At 69.5% G+C, this 18,165-nt stretch carries 16 protein-coding genes; 2 read left to right on the top strand and 14 right to left on the bottom strand.

Features of this window, described 5'->3' with window-relative positions; translation table 11 throughout:
* The first annotated feature begins 58 nt into the window (after nucleotides 1-58).
* The gene (locus tag T8T21_RS15130; RefSeq protein ID WP_322336195.1) at nucleotides 59-2,761 is read left to right on the top strand and encodes a cation-translocating P-type ATPase; all 2,703 of its coding nucleotides are present in this window, start codon (nucleotides 59-61) and stop codon (nucleotides 2,759-2,761) included.
* Here the strand turns inward: T8T21_RS15130 and T8T21_RS15125 are convergent, their stop codons facing one another.
* The 11 genes from T8T21_RS15125 to T8T21_RS15075 all read right to left on the bottom strand — a co-directional run bounded on the left by T8T21_RS15125 (nucleotide 2,762) and on the right by T8T21_RS15075 (nucleotide 10,924).
* The gene (locus T8T21_RS15125) at nucleotides 2,762-3,604 is read right to left on the bottom strand and encodes a universal stress protein (protein WP_322336194.1); all 843 of its coding nucleotides are present in this window, start codon (nucleotides 3,602-3,604) and stop codon (nucleotides 2,762-2,764) included. It lies immediately after the preceding gene.
* A gap of 25 nt (nucleotides 3,605-3,629) precedes the next feature.
* Nucleotides 3,630-4,073 carry a hypothetical protein gene (locus tag T8T21_RS15120; RefSeq protein WP_322336193.1) on the bottom strand — a complete coding sequence of 148 codons (444 nt, stop codon included), beginning with the start codon at nucleotides 4,071-4,073 and terminating at the stop codon, nucleotides 3,630-3,632.
* Between the two features lie 161 nt (nucleotides 4,074-4,234).
* Entirely contained in the window at nucleotides 4,235-4,603 is a 369-nt protein-coding gene (locus T8T21_RS15115) for a CBS domain-containing protein (protein WP_322336192.1), read from the bottom strand.
* Between the two features lie 26 nt (nucleotides 4,604-4,629).
* Nucleotides 4,630-4,779 (bottom strand): hypothetical protein, encoded by a 150-nt coding sequence (locus tag T8T21_RS15110; protein WP_322336191.1) that lies wholly within the window; start codon nucleotides 4,777-4,779, stop codon nucleotides 4,630-4,632.
* Between the two features lie 13 nt (nucleotides 4,780-4,792).
* Nucleotides 4,793-5,749, bottom strand: a complete 957-nt coding sequence (locus tag T8T21_RS15105) for an FAD:protein FMN transferase (protein WP_322336190.1) — start codon at nucleotides 5,747-5,749, stop codon at nucleotides 4,793-4,795.
* Nucleotides 5,750-5,752: 3 nt separating this feature from the next.
* Complete coding sequence (gene nqrF / locus T8T21_RS15100; protein ID WP_322336189.1) at nucleotides 5,753-6,970, bottom strand: NADH:ubiquinone reductase (Na(+)-transporting) subunit F; 1,218 nt, start codon at nucleotides 6,968-6,970, stop codon at nucleotides 5,753-5,755.
* Nucleotides 6,967-7,566 carry an NADH:ubiquinone reductase (Na(+)-transporting) subunit E gene (gene nqrE, locus T8T21_RS15095; RefSeq protein ID WP_322336188.1) on the bottom strand — a complete coding sequence of 200 codons (600 nt, stop codon included), beginning with the start codon at nucleotides 7,564-7,566 and terminating at the stop codon, nucleotides 6,967-6,969. The genes nqrF and nqrE overlap by 4 nt, the downstream gene beginning before the upstream one ends.
* The gene (locus tag T8T21_RS15090; protein ID WP_183471168.1) at nucleotides 7,563-8,222 is read right to left on the bottom strand and encodes an NADH:ubiquinone reductase (Na(+)-transporting) subunit D; all 660 of its coding nucleotides are present in this window, start codon (nucleotides 8,220-8,222) and stop codon (nucleotides 7,563-7,565) included. The genes nqrE and T8T21_RS15090 overlap by 4 nt, the downstream gene beginning before the upstream one ends.
* Nucleotides 8,219-9,019, bottom strand: coding sequence for an NADH:ubiquinone reductase (Na(+)-transporting) subunit C (nqrC, locus tag T8T21_RS15085; protein WP_322336187.1), 801 nt, complete (start codon nucleotides 9,017-9,019; stop codon nucleotides 8,219-8,221). The genes T8T21_RS15090 and nqrC overlap by 4 nt, the downstream gene beginning before the upstream one ends.
* On the bottom strand, nucleotides 9,012-9,806 hold the full coding sequence (locus tag T8T21_RS15080; RefSeq protein ID WP_322336186.1) for an RnfABCDGE type electron transport complex subunit D: 795 nt from the start codon (nucleotides 9,804-9,806) through the stop codon (nucleotides 9,012-9,014). The genes nqrC and T8T21_RS15080 overlap by 8 nt, the downstream gene beginning before the upstream one ends.
* On the bottom strand, nucleotides 9,803-10,924 hold the full coding sequence (locus T8T21_RS15075; protein WP_322336185.1) for a hypothetical protein: 1,122 nt from the start codon (nucleotides 10,922-10,924) through the stop codon (nucleotides 9,803-9,805). The genes T8T21_RS15080 and T8T21_RS15075 overlap by 4 nt, the downstream gene beginning before the upstream one ends.
* Nucleotides 10,925-11,056: 132 nt before the next feature.
* Here T8T21_RS15075 and T8T21_RS15070 point away from each other — a divergent pair, with 132 nt between their 5' ends.
* Nucleotides 11,057-12,145, top strand: coding sequence for a cytochrome c3 family protein (locus T8T21_RS15070; RefSeq protein ID WP_322336184.1), 1,089 nt, complete (start codon nucleotides 11,057-11,059; stop codon nucleotides 12,143-12,145).
* 209 nt (nucleotides 12,146-12,354) lie between these two features.
* Here T8T21_RS15070 and scpA read toward each other — a convergent pair whose 3' ends face one another.
* From scpA to T8T21_RS15055, 3 genes are read right to left on the bottom strand one after another with little or no spacing between them, the layout of a single operon-like run.
* The gene (gene scpA / locus T8T21_RS15065) at nucleotides 12,355-14,490 is read right to left on the bottom strand and encodes a methylmalonyl-CoA mutase (RefSeq protein WP_322336183.1); all 2,136 of its coding nucleotides are present in this window, start codon (nucleotides 14,488-14,490) and stop codon (nucleotides 12,355-12,357) included.
* Between the two features lie 19 nt (nucleotides 14,491-14,509).
* Entirely contained in the window at nucleotides 14,510-16,540 is a 2,031-nt protein-coding gene (locus T8T21_RS15060; protein ID WP_322336182.1) for an acetyl/propionyl/methylcrotonyl-CoA carboxylase subunit alpha, read from the bottom strand.
* Nucleotides 16,521-18,053, bottom strand: a complete 1,533-nt coding sequence (locus tag T8T21_RS15055) for an acyl-CoA carboxylase subunit beta (protein WP_322336181.1) — start codon at nucleotides 18,051-18,053, stop codon at nucleotides 16,521-16,523. Before T8T21_RS15055 ends, T8T21_RS15060 begins: the two co-directional genes overlap by 20 nt.
* Nucleotides 18,054-18,165: the final 112 nt, after the last annotated feature.

Raw genomic sequence — 18,165 nt, 5'->3', positions numbered from 1 at the left:
ACGCCGCGCCGCGCCTGCCCGTGTTAGCCTCGACAGAGAGGAAAGGGGCGCGGCGGGAATGACGGAGGAAAAGGATCAAGCCGGCGGCACGCCCTGGCACGCGCTCGAGGGCGCACAGGCACTGTCGAGGCTCGACACCACGCCCGCAGGATTGACCGCGCGCGAGGCCGGCGAGCGGCTGGCGCGGCATGGCCCGAACCGCCTGCCCGCGCCGCGCCCCAAGAGCCTGCTGCGCCGCATCTGGCATCAGTTCGACAACCTCCTCATCCAGGTTCTGCTCGCGGCCGGGCTGATCACGGCAGTGCTCGGCCACTGGGTGGATTCGGGGGTCATCCTCGCCGTTGTGGTGATCAACGCGGCCATCGGCCTGTGGCAGGAGGGGCGCGCGGAAAACGCGCTCGCGGCGGTGCGTTCGTTGCTGTCGCCCGAAGCCTCGGTCCGGCGCGACGTCAGGCGCGGGCGGATCGAAGCCGCGGCCCTCGTGCCCGGCGACATCGTGCTGCTGGAACCTGGAGACAGGGTGCCCGCCGATCTGCGGCTGATCGAGACCCGTGGCCTCAAGGCGCAGGAGGCGGCGTTGACCGGGGAATCGATGGCGGTGGACAAGGACGTCCTGCCGGTCGCGGCGAATGCCCCGCTTGGCGATCGCCGCCCGCTCGCATTCTCGGGCACGCTGATCGCCGCCGGGCGTGGCGAGGGGGTCGTCATCGCCACCGGAAGCGCGACGGAGATCGGCCGGATCGGCACGATGCTCGGCACGGTGGAGACATCCAGAACACCGCTGCTGCAACAGATCGACCGCTTCGCGCGCCGCCTGACTTTCGTGATCCTCGCCGTCTGCGCCGCCGTTTTCCTCTACGCCGTGCAGCTCGGCGGCTATGACGCGAGCGCCGCGTTTCTCGCGATGGTCGGGATGGCCGTGGCCGCGATCCCCGAAGGACTGCCGGCGGTGCTGACGATCACCCTTGCGCTCGGCGTGCAGCGCATGGCCGGGCGCCGGGCCATCATACGCCGCCTGCCCGCGGTCGAAACGCTCGGCGCGGTGACGGTCATCTGCACCGACAAGACCGGCACGCTGACCATGAACGAGATGGTCGTGCGGCAGATCGTGATCGACCCCGACGCACCACCCCTGTCGGTGGGCGGCGCTGGCTACGACCCGCAGGGCGACATCACCGGAGACAGCGGAGCCGCCTCGAGCCTGATCATGGCCGGGCTACTCTGCAATGACGCGCATCTCGTGCGTGGCGAAGCCGGCTGGACGGTGAACGGCGATCCTATGGAGGGTGCGCTTCTGGCCCTCGCGGGCAAGGCGGGGATCGATCCCGAAAACGCGCGCCGCGAGCACCCAAGGCGTCACGAGATCCCCTTCGACGCCGCCTATCGCTACATGGCAACGCTGCATGACGGCCCGGCGGGGTGGACGATCCAGGCAAAGGGAGCGCCGGATCAGCTCGTTGCGCTTTGCACCCGGCAGGCCGGCCCCGGCGGCCCCGCTCCGATCGACCGGGCGGCATGGTCGTCGCGGATCGAGGCGCTGGCATCGAGCGGCCATCGGGTCCTCGCCTTCGCGAGCAGGCAGGCCGATGATCTCGACAGGCTGTCGCATGACGACATGGACGGGCTGACGCTTCTCGGCCTTGCGGGCTTCATCGACCCGGCCCGGCCCGAGGCGATCACGGCCGTCGCCGATTGCCGCCGTGCGGGTATCGAGGTGAAGATGATCACCGGCGACCATGCGCTCACCGCCCTCGCCGTCGCCGCCGAGTTGGGCCTCGATGCGCGCGGCGTGCTGACCGGACATGACATCGAAGGGCTGGATGCGGCAGAGCTGCGGCGTCTTGCGGCCGACACGACCGTCTTTGCGCGCACCGCGCCCGAGCACAAGCTGCGGCTGGTCGAGGCGCTGCGGGCCGGGGGCCATGTCGTCGCGATGACCGGCGACGGCGTGAACGACGCGCCCGCCCTGAAGCGGGCCGATGTCGGCGTCGCCATGGGCATCAAGGGCACCGACGCGGCCAAGGAGGCCGCGCAGGTGGTCCTGGCGGACGACAATTTCGCCTCCATCGTCGCCGCCATCCGCGAAGGGCGCACGATCTACGACAACATCCGCAAGGTCATCGCCTGGAACCTGCCGACCAATGGCGGCGAGGCGCTCGTCGTCATCTTGGCGATCCTGATCGGCCTGCCGCTGCCGATCACGCCGATCCAGATCCTGTGGATCAACATGGTCACGGCGGTGGCGCTCGGACTCACCTTGGCCTTCGAGCCAGCGGAGCCCGGCGTCATGGACCGTCCGCCCCGACGGCCGGGCGCCTCCCTGCTCGATGGCGAGATGATCTGGCGGGTCGCGCTGGTGTCGGTCCTGTTCGGCGCCGCGGTCTTCGGCCTGACCGGCTGGGTCACCACGCGGGGCGAAACGCTGGCCTATGCGCGCACCCTGTCGGTCAACCTGCTCGTGGTGCTGGAGATCTTCTATCTTTTCTCGGTGCGCTACCTGCACATGACGTCGATCACGCTGAAGGGGGTCCTCGGCACCCGCGCGGTTCTTCTCGGCATCATCGTCGCCGTCAGTGCGCAGGCCCTTTTCACCTATGCCTCGCCGCTGCAGGCGGTGTTCGACACCCGGCCCGTGCACCTCCGCGACGGAGCCGTGATCCTCGGTCTCGGGGTGGCGCTCCTGCTGCTGCTCGAAGCGGAGAAGCTGCTGCGCCGTGGCTGGGCTGGTCGGGTGCCGCAGCAGCCTCGGGCGCATGGGTGATCAGTCCTCACGGGGGAAACGGCCTGGATGCACCAGCAGGTCGCAGGGCAGATGCGCCAGCAGTTCCGAGGCGACCCGGCCCATGGTCATTGGCACGTGCCCCTCGGCGCCATGACGCCCGATGGCCAGGAGGTCGACCCCCTCGTGCGCCACGGCGTCGAGCAGGGCCGGCGTCGGCCGCCCTTCGAGCAGCCCGATCTCCGCCTCGATGCCGTCCTGCGACAGGCGTCGCTGCATTTGCTGCAGCTGGAACAGCATCGGCTCCTCGATCTCGTCCCGGTCGCGCTTGGTGATGTCGCCGGTCTCGTCCATGCGGTAGCCGAGCCCGCCGAAGGGCACCCGGTAGGCGTGCACGAGCCGCATCGAGGCGCCCTCCGCCAGCTTCGCGGCGAGACGCGCCGCGTCGGCATCGCGCGCCGCGAAGCTGGTGGCAATCAGCACCTTGCCATAGGGCGCCGTCGGCCGATCCGACACGACTAGCACCGGTGCGTCGGACATCTGCACGCAGCGGTGCAGGACACTGCCGCGAAACAGATCGACGAGGCCGCGGTCGCGATGCGCCCCCGTCACCGCAAGATCGAAGCGCCCGCGCGAGATGCGATCCACGACCCGCCGCCAGGGATGGCCGAAGACGACCTCGACCCTCCCCGCCCCGGCCGCGTCGCGGGTCAGGAGCTCGTGCGCCGTCTGCGCCGTCTCCTCTGCGATGCGGCTGGGCAGGCTGTCGTCGACCACGTGCAGTATCTCGAGCTCGGCGCCCAGCGCCGTGGCCAGTTGCAGCGCCCGCGCGAGGGCGTGGCCGCTGCGTTCCGAGAGATCGCTCGCCATCAGTATTCCGGGCATGTGAGGTCCTCCTTGGACTGGGCGATCAATGACGGGGCCGCCTCTGGCCACCGTCGCGGATCGGCGGATCGGAGACTGCGGTGACGGCGAGGTCTATCAGCGCGCCGAGCAGGGTCGCTTCGGCGACCAGCCACCAGACCCCCGGCCCCGGCTGCGGCAACCATTCCGAGCGGGCCCAGATAATGCCCAGCGGCTGCTGTGCCACGAGGAGCAGCACGATGCCCATCCAGAGCCCGATCCAGCCTCCGCGAAAACCCGAGGGCAGGCGGAGGTCGATCAGCGGCACGCGGTCGAACTGGCCCGCCAGCCCCACCAGCGCGCCGAGGATCACGGCCCAGAGCACGATGCCCCAGACCAGCATGGTCTCGGCAGCGGAGACCGGGGTCAGCAGGATCGGCGCCACCAGCCCGAACATGAGACCGAGCGACTTGGCCAGCGCGACGCGTTTCATCAGCGGTGTGAGTGTCATGTCGATGTCCTCCCGCATCCTGTTTCGCCGATGGGAGTCCGACGCGCCTTGATCTGGATCATGCCTGCCGCCGGGCCTCGAAACGATCTGCGAGGGCGCGCCCGGCCTCCTCCCCACCTTCCGAAAAACCGATCACGGTTCCAGCCGCTCTATAAGAGGTCCTAGCCGTCCCAGTTGGCCAAGGCGCGAACCAGGTCGCCGCGTGCCAAGATGCCGACCATGGCGCCCGCCTCGAACACCGGAAAGCGGCGGTACCGGCTGGCGAGGAAGCGCTCGATCGCGGTCAGGATATCCATATCGGCGGGCAGGCCCTCGACCGGGGCATGCATGACCTCCTCGACGCGACCCGACGATCCGCCGTGATAGGCCGCATCCAGCGCGCCCTTCAGGCAATCCCTTTGCGACAGCATGCCGATGGCGTGTCCCTCGTCATCGACGACCGGCAGGCCCGAGACGCCGTGGAACGCCATGAGATGCATCGCCCGCTGCAGGTCCATCCCGGGCGTTACGGTGATCACCTCGCGGGTCATGATCCGCGATATGCGCGGCAGCGGTTTCATAGCGCGGACCTGCGGTTACAGGTCTTGCGGCAGCCATCGCAGGCCCGACCGCAGCCACCCGAAAGCGGACCCCGCCTGGCCAGCAGGCCCAGCGCCAGCCCCGCCATCGACAGCGCCACGAGGATGAGAACGAGAAGCAGCGTCATGCGCGATCTCCCTTCATGCCAAGATGCGGGCGTCGAAGCCGCAGGTCATGGTCTCGACAGGCCCGTCGGCTCCGCGTTGCAGGAACAGGGCGGCGATGCCCCTCTTTCGCGCGAGCGCGATCCCGCGCTCCGGCCCGAGCGCCAGCAGTCCCGTCGCCAGGGCATCGGCCCGCAGGCCGGTTCGGGCCAGCACAGAGACCTGCATGAGAGTCTGCATCGCGGGCCGGGCGCGGACGGGATCGATGACATGGCTCGTCGTCGCGCGCCCCGCATGGCCCTGTAGCGCATGGGCAGAGGTGGCCAGCGCCAGCGCCCCTGGCCGCACCACCCGTTGCGCGAGCGTTGCCTCTGCCCCCGGATGTTCGACCGCGACCCGCCAGGCCCGGCCAGAGGGGTGGCGGCCAAGCGCCCTGATTTCACCGCCGATCTCGACCAGCGCATCCCTCGCGCCCAAAGCCGCGACCCGCGCGGTCAGAAGATCCAGCGCGTGCCCCTTGGCCAGCCCGCAGGGGTCGAAGGTCAGCGCGTCATGGCTCTTGCGGACTGTGCCGCCGTTCAGGTCAAACTGCCCGCCCCTAGGGACGCGTCCGGCGATCCTGCCGAAGCCGTAACGTGCCACCAGCGGGCCGACCCGCGCGTCGAAGCCGCCCCGGGTCAGCCCGCGCACCGCTTCCGCCTCCTCCAGGCAGGCCTGTGTCGCGGCCCCTATTGCCATCCACCGCCCCGCCGATGCGCGGTTGAGCGCAACGAGCGCGCTGTCCTCGCGCCATGGCGACAGCTCCGCATCCAGCGCGGCGATCAGGCTCGTGGCTCCGGCCTCGACCGCCACGCCGTCGGTCCCGGCAGGCAGGAGGCAACGCCAGTAGCTGCCAAATGCCGGGCCGCCGAGGCTCAGCGTCGCGGCCCATGCGGGCGGCGCGAACAGGGCGGCCCCCGCTCCAGCCAGAAACTCCCGTCGTCCTATCCGCATGGCTCAGCTCCCGAAATCGTCGAAGAAGATGCGGTTCGACGGCACGCCCGCCTCGTCCAGAACGCCCATCACCGCCGCGATCATCAGCGGCGGCCCGCAAAGGTAGTAGTCGCACGCCTCCGGCTCAGGATGGTCGCGCAAGAACCCCTCGCGCAGGGCCGCGTGGACGAAGCCCGTCCACCCCTCCCACCGGTCACCGGGTTGCGGGTCGGACAGAGCGACCTCGAAACGGAATTTCGGATGCTGCCGGGCCAAGGCAGCGAACTCCTCGGCGTAGAACAGGTCGTCGCGGCGGCGCGCGCCGTACCAGAAGCTGATCAGAGGAGGCGCCCCTTCGCCGAGCCGCTCGTGGATGATCGCCCGAAGCGGCGCCATGCCGACGCCGCCGCCGATCAGGACCATTTCGCGCGCGCCGTCCTGCGCCCGGAAATCGCCATGCGGGCCGCTCGCGGCGATCCGGGCGCCCTCGCTCACGTGAAACAGCCAGGACGACACCGCCCCGGGCGGCAGGCGCGGCCGGTCGGGCGGCGGCAGAGCGAGACGGATGAGCAGCACGAGCCGGCCCCGTGCGAGATCGGCAGGCGTGCTGGCGATGGAATAGGCGCGGGTGACCGGCGCGGTCGTGGTGGCGCGCAGCCCACGCAGCTCGGCCCAGTCATAGGCAAAGCGCTCCGGCACCACGATCGCGTCGAAGCCGAACTCATGCGGTGGCGCGGTCAGCGAGACGAAGGCTCCGGCCCGCACTGCTGCGATCACCTCGGGCGGCGCATCAAGCACGATCTCGCGGATCAGCGAGGTCAGGAACCGCGCCCGCAGGACGGTGCAGTCGAAGCCGCGCGCATCGAGCAGTGCCTCGGGCAGCTCGACCTCGACCGGGCCACGGAGGCGGATCTGGCAAGCCAGATGCATTCCCTCGCGCCGCTCGGCCCGCGACAGGCGCGCCCGCTCCGCGGGCATCGGCTCGATGGTCTCCCCCCTGACCCGCACCCGGCATTGGCCGCAGGTGCCCGCGCCGCCGCAGGCCGCCGGCAGCAGGATGTCATGGGTGGCCAACGCTCCGAGCAGGTCGGTGCCGAATCGGCTTTCGAAAGGCGCGCGGTCGTTCACCGTGACGGCGACGGGCAGATCCGGCACCAGCCGCCGCCGCGCCAGGATGAGCGCGGCGCTGAGCGCCAGCACCACGGCCACCAGCAGCACCACGCCAGCCAACAGCCCGGTCATTGCACCAGCCCCCCGAAGCCCGAGAAGCCGAGCGACATCAGCCCGGTGACGATGAAGGCGCCGCCCAGGCCGCGCAGCCCCTCGGGCATGTCGGCATGGCGCAGCCGCTCACGGATCGCGGCGAAGGCGGTGATCGCCAGCGCCCAGCCGATGCCGCTGCCGATCCCCCAGACCACCGCCTCCAGCGGGTCGTAGCGCCGCTCGACCATGAACAGGCTGCCGCCGAGGATCGCACAGTTCACCGTGATCAGCGGCAGGAACACCCCCAGCGTGCGGTGCAGCACCGGCACGAAGCGGTCGAGCAGCAGCTCCATCAGCTGCACCATCGCGGCGATGACGCCGATGAAGACGATAATCCGCAGGAAGCTCAGATCGATCTCCGGCAGCCCGATCCAGTGCAGCGCGCCCGGGGCGAGCAGATAGGCGTGGATCAGCGCGTTGACCGGCACCGTCACGCCCTGCACCACGATCACCGCGATGCCGAGGCCCAGCGCGGTCGAGATCCGCTGCGACACCGCGAGGAAGGTGCAGATGCCGAGGAAGAAGGACAGAGCGAGGTTGTCGGTCAGGATCGCGGCGAGCAGGATCTCGGTCATGGCCGCGCCTCCCCTCGCCGCGACAGCAGGCGGTGTTCGGGGCGCTCGGCCTGCTCGGGCCGCACCGCGCGGATCGCCCAGACCAGCAGCCCGATGATGAAGAAGGCCGACGGCGCGAGCTGCATCAGCCGCAGCGGTTCGAACCAGCCGCCCTGTTCGGCGAGCGGCAGCATCGGAACGCCCAGGAGCCTGCCGGTGCCGAAGAGTTCGCGGATCGTCGCGACGATCATCAGCACCAGGCCGTAGCCCAGCGCGTTGCCCAGCGCGTCGAGGACCGATGGCCCCACCGGATGGTGCATGGCAAAGCTTTCGGCCCGGCCCAGCACGATGCAGTTGGTGACGATCAGTCCCACGAAGATCGACAGCCGCTGGCTGATCTCGAAGGCGTAGGCGCGCAGCACCTCGTCGGTGACGATGACCAGCGTGGCGATGATGGTGATCTGCAGGATCAGCCGGATCGCGTGCGGGATATGGCGGCGGATCGCGCTGATGATCGCGGCCGAGGCGCAGAGCACGAAGATCAGCGCCGCCGCCATGGTGAGCGCCGTCGCCAGCGCCGTGGTCACCGCCAGCGCCGAGCAGATGCCCAGGATCTGCAGCGTCACCGGGTTCGACCGGATCAGCGGATCGGTGAGGTGGTGCGACAGGCGCCTCATCCCATCCCCTCCCGCGCCAGCCGGTCGAGGAACGGGCCATACCCCCATGGCCCCATCCAGAACCGCAGCATGGCGGTGACGCCGTTGCCGGTACGGGTGGCGCCCGAGATGCCGTCGACCTCATAAGGCGTGGAAGCCGTGCCGCGCACCACCTCGATGCGGATGGTGCCGCTGTCATCGGCGATACGGCGGCCGGGCCAAAGCGCCTGCCAATCGGCGCGTTCGATCTGCGCGCCGAGCCCCGGCGTCTCGCCCTGCTCGGTCACGGTCAGCGCCGCCACCGTGTCGAGATCGGCTTCGAGCGCGAGCAGCGCGTGGATTGTCGACTGATACCCGGTGCCGCGCATCGGCAGCACCACGAGCACCGGCGCGCCGTCGCGTTCGAGCAGGTGGACCGCGGCCACGCGCTCGCGCCGCCCGAGCCCGGCGATGTCGGCCTCGGGCGGCAGATCGATCCCGGTCTCGGCATCGCGCGCCGTAGGTTCGGCCTCGAACCCTGTGGCATCGCCCGGCAGGACGCTCCCGCTCTCCAGCTCGACCAGACGGCTTTGCAGCTCGGTGACGCCGGCCTCCTCCATCACCACGCGCAGCCCCGGCAACGCGTCGACCATGGCCTGCATCCGCGCGGCGCGGGCGGCCTCCAGATTGGCGGCCTGTCGAGGTTCGAGCAGCGTGGCGGCGGTCGACACGGTGAGCGCCGCGCCCAGCGCCACGAGCCCGGCCATGCCCAGCGCCTTGACCGGGTCCTCGTTGGGACGGGCGAGAAATCGCCCCCATATCCCATGCGGCTCAGGCACGACGCGCCTCCTCCCGCCAGTCGGCGATAGCGATCACCCCTGCGTCGATCAGCGGCGCGAACAGGTTCGCGAGCAGCACCGCGAAGACGCCGGCCGAGAGGTCGAGGCCGGGCAGGCCCGGTGCGGCCAGAACCGCGATCAGCCCACCCGTCGTCAGCCCCGACAGCCATTGTCCCGGCCCTGTGACCGGCGCGCCGAACGGATCGGCGGCGAGGTGGACCAGAACGAGGGCAAGCGGCAGCGCATATCCGGGGTCGAGCGCCGCGGGCCAGGCCGCCAGCGCGAAACCCGCAGCCCCCGCCAGCACGACCCGCCACGGCGCAAGCCCTGCAAAGAGGACCACAAGCCCGCCGGGCAGCGCGGCCCAGATCACCGCATCCACCGGGACGGCCGGCGCGAGCGGTGGAAAGGAGAAGGCCATCAGCGCAAGGGACAACGCGCCGATGCTCAGGAACCCGAAGCCCGCCCCGCCGAAGATCAGCGAGCCGAGCACGAGCGCGAGCGACAGCGCGAATGCGAGCTGCCCCGGTGACGCCTCGGGCGGGGCGAAGAGGAACATGAGCAGCGCCGGTACCAGCGCTTCGAAGACCGGCCCCCGGCCGCGGATCTCGGCGAAGACCAGCGCGCAGGCCAGCGCGGCCGTCACCACGGCCAGCAGATGCGGCCACTCCGTGCCGGGGGCCGACAGGAACAGCACCGCCGCTGGCGGCGCGAGGGCCGCCAGCCTGAGGGTGGTGGCGTCGCGGGCTGCCCGCGCGCGGAGGGTCGCGAGATATCCGCCCCTCATCGCTCGGCCTCCAACTCGTCGAGAACGCGGCGCAGCAACAGGCCGTAATCGGCACCGCTGGCGCAGATCGCGCTCGCCGCCCGCATGTCCTCCTCGACGAGATCGAGACAGCCGAGCCTGCGGGCGGTGTCGGCATCGCCGATCTGCAGCGCCCTGAGCAGCGGGATGGTGCGCATGCCCAGCGGCAGAGACGCCGCGAGGGCGGGCACCGGCACGATCGGCCCGAGTGCTGCGTCGGACGGCACGGCCATGTCGCGGCGGGGATCTATCCGGGTCTCGTTGCGCTGGAGCGGATGGGGGGCCGAGGCCGTCCAACCGTGCTCGTTCAGTACTGGCGCGAGATCGGCGCCGAGCGGTGCGCGCAGAGTGCCTGCGGCGGCGCCCGAGGGCGTCACAACCTCGACCAGCCGCGTCGCGTCGAACAGCCCCTCGGCGCAGAGGCGGCCGAGAGCGATCGCCGTCTGCACGTCAAGAACCCAGACCTCGCCGCCGCGGGCCACGCTGTGCAGGCGGCGCAGCCTGCGGGCCATGCTGTCATGCCGCGGCGCCAGCGCGTCGATCTCCACGCGCCCCTCGGCCGGGGCCAAGGCCGGCCCGCCATGCTGGCACAGGATCACCGGCCCTTTGGTGAGCGCGGTAAGGGCGCGCAGGCCGTGGCCCAGCGCAAAGGGCGTGGCTTGCGCCGCGAGAACGCCCGCGCCTGACAGCGCATCCACCAGCATCGCATCGGGCGACGCATCCGGGTCAGGCACGCGGCCGAACGGACGGGTGCGCAGATCCGGCCAGAACCCGTATGCGAGCATCAGGTCGCGCGTGTCGCCCTCGCCCGTCACCGGTGCAGGCCGCGCCGCACCTTCAGGTCGGATGACCACCCGGATCGCGCGGCGGCCCAGCCCGGTCTCGACCCGCTCGACCCGGCCCGCCACCGGGGTGACGAGGCGGATTTCGGGCCGCGACCGGTCCTTCATGACGTGTGCACCGATGGCGACCTCCGCGCCCTCCGTGACGCAGGCGACGGGGCGCAGGCCGGGCAGATCGCGCGCCTCCAGCGTCACCGTGTCGGGAAGGATGGCGGGCGGGCCGAACGGCCCTTTGCGCTGCGGCTCGAGACAGGACATGGCGATCTCCGTGACGGCTCCTGTCCCTTGAATCGACCAGCCACCGATCCGCCGCATTGATCTGGATCAAGGCCGGCCGCCCCCGCGCTTCGCATCATCGCGCCATGCGGTCCGCCCCATAGGAGAGATGCCATGCACCGCCCTGCCCTCCTGCTGTCAGCGCTGCTGACCGGCAGCCTCGTGCCCGTCCTGTCATGGGCGCAGGACAGCGCCCCCACCCCCGAGGAGATCGTCGAGGACTGGATGGCCTCGGGCCATGCCGATGCCATGGCGGAAGCGTTCCGCCATTGGGATGACGAGGGAGAGATCCCCGGCGCTTGCGCCACCTGTCATTCCACCACCGGCTTCGCCGACTATGTCGGCTCGCCGATGACCACCGTGGGAGTCATCGACCACCCCGTCGCTACGGGTGAATTGATCCAATGCACCGCCTGCCACGATCCTGCCGCGGCGGCGCTCACGACCGTGACCTTCCCCTCCGGCGCGGCCGTGTCGCTGGGTTCGGGCGCCGCGGTCTGCGCGGTCTGCCACCAGGGCCGCGCGTCGGGGGAGGCCGTCGAGACGGCCGTGGCCGGCATCGGCGACGACGAGGTCTCGGATCAGCTACGCTTCATCAATGCTCACTATTCGGCCGCGGCCGCGACGCTGCTGGGCACCGACGCAGGCGGCGGTTACGAGTATCCGGGCCAGACCTATGCCGGGCGTTTCGCCCATGTGCCGGATCTCGACGACTGCGCGGGCTGCCACGGGCCGCACGACACGGCGATCGAGATTGCCGATTGCACGACATGTCACGCCGGCGTGGAGGGGTCACGCGCGATCCGCACGACCACGACGGATCTCGACGGTGACGGCGACACCGCCGAGGGCATCGCCTCCGAGATCCAGACCCTGCACGAGCACCTGCACGAGATGATCAGGCTCTATGCCGAGACCGTCGCCGAGGCGGCGATCCTCTACGCGCCGGACAGCTTTCCCTATTACTTCACCGATCTCGACGGTGACGGCGAGGCCGGCCCGGAGGAAACGATCCGCGACAACGCCTATGCCAGCTGGACGCCGCGCCTGCTGCGCGCAGCCTATAATTACCAGTTCATCGCGAAGGACGGGGGCGCGCATGCCCATAACCCGCTCTATGCCGCGCAGCTCCTGATCGACGGGCTGAACGATCTGGGATCGGCCCTGCCCCAATCGCCGGAAGGAAGCTTCGCGCGCCCCTGAACCGAGGGAACGCCGGATTGGGGAGTGTCCGGCGACCCCTACATGCCTCGGCGCAAGTCCCGAAAGCACCTCGCGCGTCGCAAGGCCGATGACAGCCTCGCTTCCCGCGTGATGGGGCGGGCCACTGTCACATTTCCCCGACAGTTTGGGGCGAACATCACCCACAGCCCGGGCAAGGCCGCCGATTTCAGCGGCCCTGCCAAGCCCAGTCAGTCGCGCGCGCGGATCATCGACAGCACCTTCGACGCCGCCTCGGGGATGTTGGTCCCCGGCCCGAAGATCGCCGCCACCCCGGCTTCCTTGAGCATCGCGTGGTCCTGATCGGGGATCACGCCGCCGCAGACCACGAGGATGTCGCCCGCGCCCTGCGCACGCAGCGCGGCCACCAGCTTGGGCGCGAGGGTGCGGTGCCCGGCCGCCTGGCTGGAGATGCCGACCACGTGCACGTCGTTGTCGAGCGCGTCCTGCGCCGCCTCCTCGGGCGTCTGGAACAGGGGCCCCATGTCGACGTCGAAGCCAAGATCTGCAAAGGCGGTGGCGATCACCTTGGCGCCGCGGTCGTGGCCGTCCTGCCCCATCTTGACCACCAGCATGCGCGGGCGGCGGCCCTCGGCCTTGGCGAAGGCGTCGATCTCGGCGCGGATCTTCTCGAAGCCCGCATCGCCCTCATAGGCCTTGCCATAGACGCCCGCGAGCGTCTTCACCTCGGCCCGGTGCCGGCCGAAGACATTCTCCATCGCCATGCTGATCTCTCCTACCGTGGCGCGCGCCCGCGCCGCTTCGACCGCCGCCGCGAGCAGGTTGCCGTCCTCCCTTGCCGCCGCTTCGAGCCGCGCGAGCGCCGCGTCGCAGGCGTTCTGGTCGCGGGTCGCCCGGATCCTGTCGAGCCGCGCCACCTGCCCCTCGCGCACCTTGACGTTGTCGATGTCGAGGATGTCGATCGGGTCCTCCCGCTCCTTGCGGTACTTGTTGACGCCGACGATCACCTGCTCGCCCCGGTCGATCAGGGCCTGCCGCTTGGCCGCCGTCTCCTCGATCCTGAGCTTTGGCATGCCCGACGCCACCGCCTTGGTCATGCCGCCAAGGCTTTCGACCTCCTCGATCAGCGCCCATGCCTTCTCGGCCAGTTCGTTGGTCAGGCTTTCGACGTAGTAGGACCCCGCCAGCGGATCGACGACATCGGTGATGCCGGTCTCCTCCTGCAGGATCAGCTGGGTGTTGCGGGCAATGCGGGCCGAAAAGTCGGTGGGAAGGGCTATCGCCTCGTCGAGCGCGTTGGTGTGCAGCGACTGGGTGCCGCCGAGCACGGCGGAGAGCGCCTCGTAGGCGGTGCGCACCACGTTGTTGTAGGGATCCTGCGCCTGCAGGCTCACGCCCGAGGTCTGGCAATGGGTGCGCAGCATGAGGGACTTGGGGTCCTTGGGCGCGAACTCCTCCATGATCCTGTGCCACAACAGGCGAGCGGCCCGTAGCTTGGCCGCCTCCATGAAGAAGTTCATGCCGATCGCGAAGAAGAACGACAGCCGCCCGGCGAAGCGGTCGACATCCATGCCCCGCGCGATGGCGGCGCGCACATATTCGCGCCCGTCGGCAAGCGTGAAGGCCAGCTCCTGCACGAGGTCGGCGCCCGCCTCCTGCATGTGGTAGCCGGAGATCGAGACCGAGTTGAACTTCGGCATGTGGTCGGCGGTGTATTCGATGATGTCGGCCACGATCCGCATCGAGGGTTCGGGCGGATAGACATAGGTGTTGCGGACCATGAACTCCTTGAGGATGTCGTTCTGGATCGTGCCCGAGAGCTTGCTCACCGGCACGCCCTGCTCCTCGCCCGCGACGATGAAGTTCGCGAGGATCGGGATCACCGCGCCGTTCATCGTCATCGAGACCGACACCTTGTCGAGCGGAATGCCGTCGAACAGGATCTTCATGTCCTCGACGCTGTCGATCGCCACGCCGGCCTTGCCGACATCGCCCTCGACCCGGGGGTGGTCGCTGTCATAGCCGCGATGGGTGGCCAGGTCGAAGGCGACCGAGACACCCTGCTGCCCGCCCTCCAGCGCCCGGCGGTAGAAGGCGTTCGATTCCTCGGCCGTCGAGAAGCCGGCATATTGCCGGATCGTCCAGGGACGACCGGCATACATGGTCGAGCGGACGCCGCGCACGAAGGGCGCTTCGCCCGGCATCGCGCCGAGATGCGACAGCCCGTCGAGATCGGCCGCGTCATAGACCGGCCTGACCGCGATCCCTTCAAGCGTCTCGCGGGTCAGGCTCTCGGGGTCGCGCCCCTTGAGCTCCTTGCGGGCGCGCGCGGCCCATGCGGCTCGGCGGTCGTCCTGCCCGGTCATCTCGCGCTCCTTTCGGCTGTCATTCGAATTCCATGATGGTCTGGTCGACCGAGAGGCTGTCTCCCGCCGCAGCGTGCAGCTTGGCGATCTTCAGCCGGCGCTCGGCCCGCAGAACGTTCTCCATCTTCATCGCCTCGACGGTGCAGAGCGGCTGGCCCTCCTCGACCTCCTGCCCCTCCTCGACATCGACGTGCACCACCACCCCCGGCATCGGGCACAGCAGCAGCTTGGAGGTGTCGGCAGCCTGCTTCTCGGGCATCAGCGCGGCCAGCTCGGCCTGGCGGGGCGTGTAGACCCGAACGTCGAGATCGGCGCCGCGATGGCGCACGCGGAAGCCCGCGATCCGCGGCTCGACCTTCAACACCGTCTCGATCCCGTCGACGCTGAGCCGCGCGAGGCGCTGGCCCGGCGTCCAGTCGCCCGCGACCCGCATCACGACACCGTCCTCGAACCGCACATCGGTGGCGCCGGTCCCGGCTGCGAGCGTCACCTTGTGGCTCTCGCCCGCGACCTGCACGACGAAGGCTTCGCCCACCCGCCGCTCGTGGTGGTCGATCCGGCCAGAGATCCGGGCGCGGCGGATCTCCTCGATGCGCTGCAAGGTGGCGCAGGCGGCAGCGACGCGGCGCCGGGTCTCGAGCGGCAGATCGACACCGTCGAACCCATCGGGCCATTCCTCGGCGATGAAGCCGGTGTGGATGTCGCCCGAACGGAACTTCGGATGCGCCATCACCGCCGAGAGGAACGGCAGGTTGTGCCCGATACCGTCCAGCTCGAAGCCGTCGAGCGCGCGCTCCATCGCATCCACCGCACGGTCGCGGTCGGGTGCCCAAGTGCAGAGCTTGGCGATCATCGGGTCGTAATGCATCGAGATCTCGCCGCCCTCGGCGACCCCGGTATCGTTGCGCACCACCTCCACCTCGGAGGCGAACTCCTGCGGCGGACGATAGCGCGTCAGCCGCCCGATCGAGGGCAGGAAGCCGCGATACGGGTCCTCTGCATAGAGCCGGCTCTCGATCGCCCAGCCGTTCAGCCGGATGTCTTCCTGCGCAAACGGCAGCGGTTCGCCAGCGGCCACGCGGATCATCTGCTCAACGAGGTCGATGCCGGTGATCAGCTCGGTCACCGGATGCTCGACCTGAAGGCGGGTGTTCATCTCGAGGAAGTAGAAGTTGCGCTGGGCATCGACGATGAATTCGACCGTGCCGGCGCTCTCGTAGCCCACCGCCTTGGCCAGCGCACAGGCCTGCGCGCCCATCGCGGCTCGGGTCGCCTCGTCGAGGAAGGGCGACGGGGCCTCTTCGACGACCTTCTGGTTGCGGCGCTGGATCGAGCATTCGCGCTCGCCCAGATAGACGCAGTTGCCGTGCCGGTCGGCCAGCACCTGAATCTCGATGTGCCGGGGGCCTTCGACGAACTTCTCGATGAAGATCCGGTCGTCGCCGAAAGAGGAGGCCGCCTCGCGCTTGGAGGCTTCGAAGCCCTCGCGAGCCGCCTGGTCGTCATGCGCGATGCGCATGCCCTTGCCGCCGCCGCCGGCGCTGGCCTTGATCATCACCGGGTAGCCGATCTGCTGCGCGATGCGCACCGCCTCATCGGCATCCTCGATCAGGCCCATATGACCCGGTACGGTGGAGACCCCCGCCTCGGCGGCGATCTTCTTGGAGGCGATCTTGTCACCCATCTGGTCGATCGCGCCGGCGGGCGGGCCGACGAAGACCACGCCCCGCTCGGCCAGCGCACGGGCGAATTTCGGGTTCTCCGACAGAAAGCCGTAGCCCGGATGCACGGCCTCGGCACCTGTCTGCTCGATCGCGTCGAGCACGCGGTCCATGGCGATATAGGACTGCGCGGCGGGCGCAGGCCCGATCTCGACCGCGCGATCGGCCATGGCCACGTGCACCGCGTCGCGGTCGGCCACCGAATGCACCGCGATGGTCTCGATCCCCATGGCGCGGGCGGAGCGGATCACCCGGCAGGCGATCTCGCCGCGATTGGCGACGAGCAGGCTGCGGAACGGCGCGCGGGCCTCAGAGCGGGATGTTGTCATGCTTCCTCCACGGGTTCTCGAGGCTCTTGTTCCGCAGGGCGGCAAAGGCGCGGGCGGCGCGGCGGCGGGTGGCGCGCGGCTTGATCACCTCGTCGATGAAGCCGCGCTCGGCCGCGACGAAGGGGTTGGCGAAGCGGTCCTCGTAATCCTTGGTGCGCTTCGCGATCTTGTCGGGGTCGCCCAGCTCGGAGCGATACAGGATCTCGGTCGCGCCCTTGGCGCCCATCACCGCGATCTGTGCCGTGGGCCAGGCATAGTTCACGTCGCCACGCAGATGCTTCGACGCCATGACGTCATAGGCGCCGCCATAGGCCTTGCGGGTGATCACCGTGACCTTGGGCACCGTGGCCTCGCCATAGGCGAAGAGCAGCTTGGCGCCGTGCTTGATCACACCGCCATATTCCTGCCCGGTCCCGGGCAGGAAGCCCGGCACGTCCACGAGCGTCAGGATCGGGATCTCGAAGGCGTCGCAGAAGCGCACGAAGCGCGCGGCCTTGCGGCTGCTGTCGATGTCGAGGCAGCCGGCCAGCACCATCGGCTGGTTGGCGACGACGCCGACGGTCGAGCCTTCCAGCCGGATAAAGCCGGTCAGGATGTTCTTGGCGAACTCGGCCTGCATCTCGAGGAAGTCGCCCTCGTCGGCGATCTTGGTGACCAGCTCGCGCATGTCGTAGGGCTGGTTCGGGTTGGCGGGGATCAGACTGTCGAGGCTCGGCTCCTCGCGCGCGGGATCGTCGAAGAAGGGGCGCTTGGGCGCCTTCTCGCGGTTGTTGAGCGGCAGGAAGTCGATCAGCCGCCGCGCCTCCAAGAGCGCCTCGACGTCGTTCTCGAAGGCAGCGTCGGCGACGCTCGACTTGCGGGCGTGCGTCAGCGCGCCGCCCAGCTCCTCGGCGGTGACCACCTCGCCGGTCACGGTCTTCACCACGTCGGGACCGGTGACGAACATGTAGGAGGAGTCCTTCACCATGTAGATGAAGTCGGTCATGGCCGGCGAATAGACCGCACCGCCCGCGCAGGGCCCCATGATCAGCGAAATCTGCGGCACCACGCCCGAGGCCAGCACGTTGCGCTGGAACACTTCGGCATAGCCGCCCAAAGAAGCCACGCCTTCCTGGATGCGGGCGCCGCCGGAGTCGTTGATGCCCACGACCGGCGCGCCGTTGCGCATCGCCATGTCCATGATCTTGCAGATCTTCTGGGCATGGGTCTCGGAGAGAGAGCCACCGAACACGGTGAAGTCCTGGCTGAAGACATAGATCATCCGGCCGTTCACCGTGCCCCAGCCGGTGACGACGCCGTCGCCCGCGGGGCGGCTCTCCTCCATGCCAAAATCGGTGCAGCGATGGGCTACGAACATGTCGTATTCCTCGAAGCTGCCCTCATCGAGCAGCAACTCGATCCGCTCGCGCGCGGTGAGCTTGCCCTTGGCATGCTGCGCCGCGATCCGCTTTTCTCCCCCGCCCATCCGGGCCGAGGCGCGGCGCTCTTCGAGCTCGCGCAAAATCTCTTGCATCGGCATTCTCCTTCGCGCGTCACCTTAGGAAAAACGCCCCGCCTCTTCCCAGCGAGATTGCGCGAATTTGCAAATTCGGCATTATGCAGAGCAGCGTTTATGCAAATCAGCA

The organism is Limimaricola variabilis, from assembly GCF_034371605.1.
In the GTDB taxonomy this organism is placed as follows: Bacteria; Pseudomonadota; Alphaproteobacteria; order Rhodobacterales; family Rhodobacteraceae; genus Limimaricola; species Limimaricola variabilis.
The sequence above is the reverse complement of the archived record's forward strand: the minus strand, read 5'-3'. Positions and strand labels throughout refer to the sequence as shown.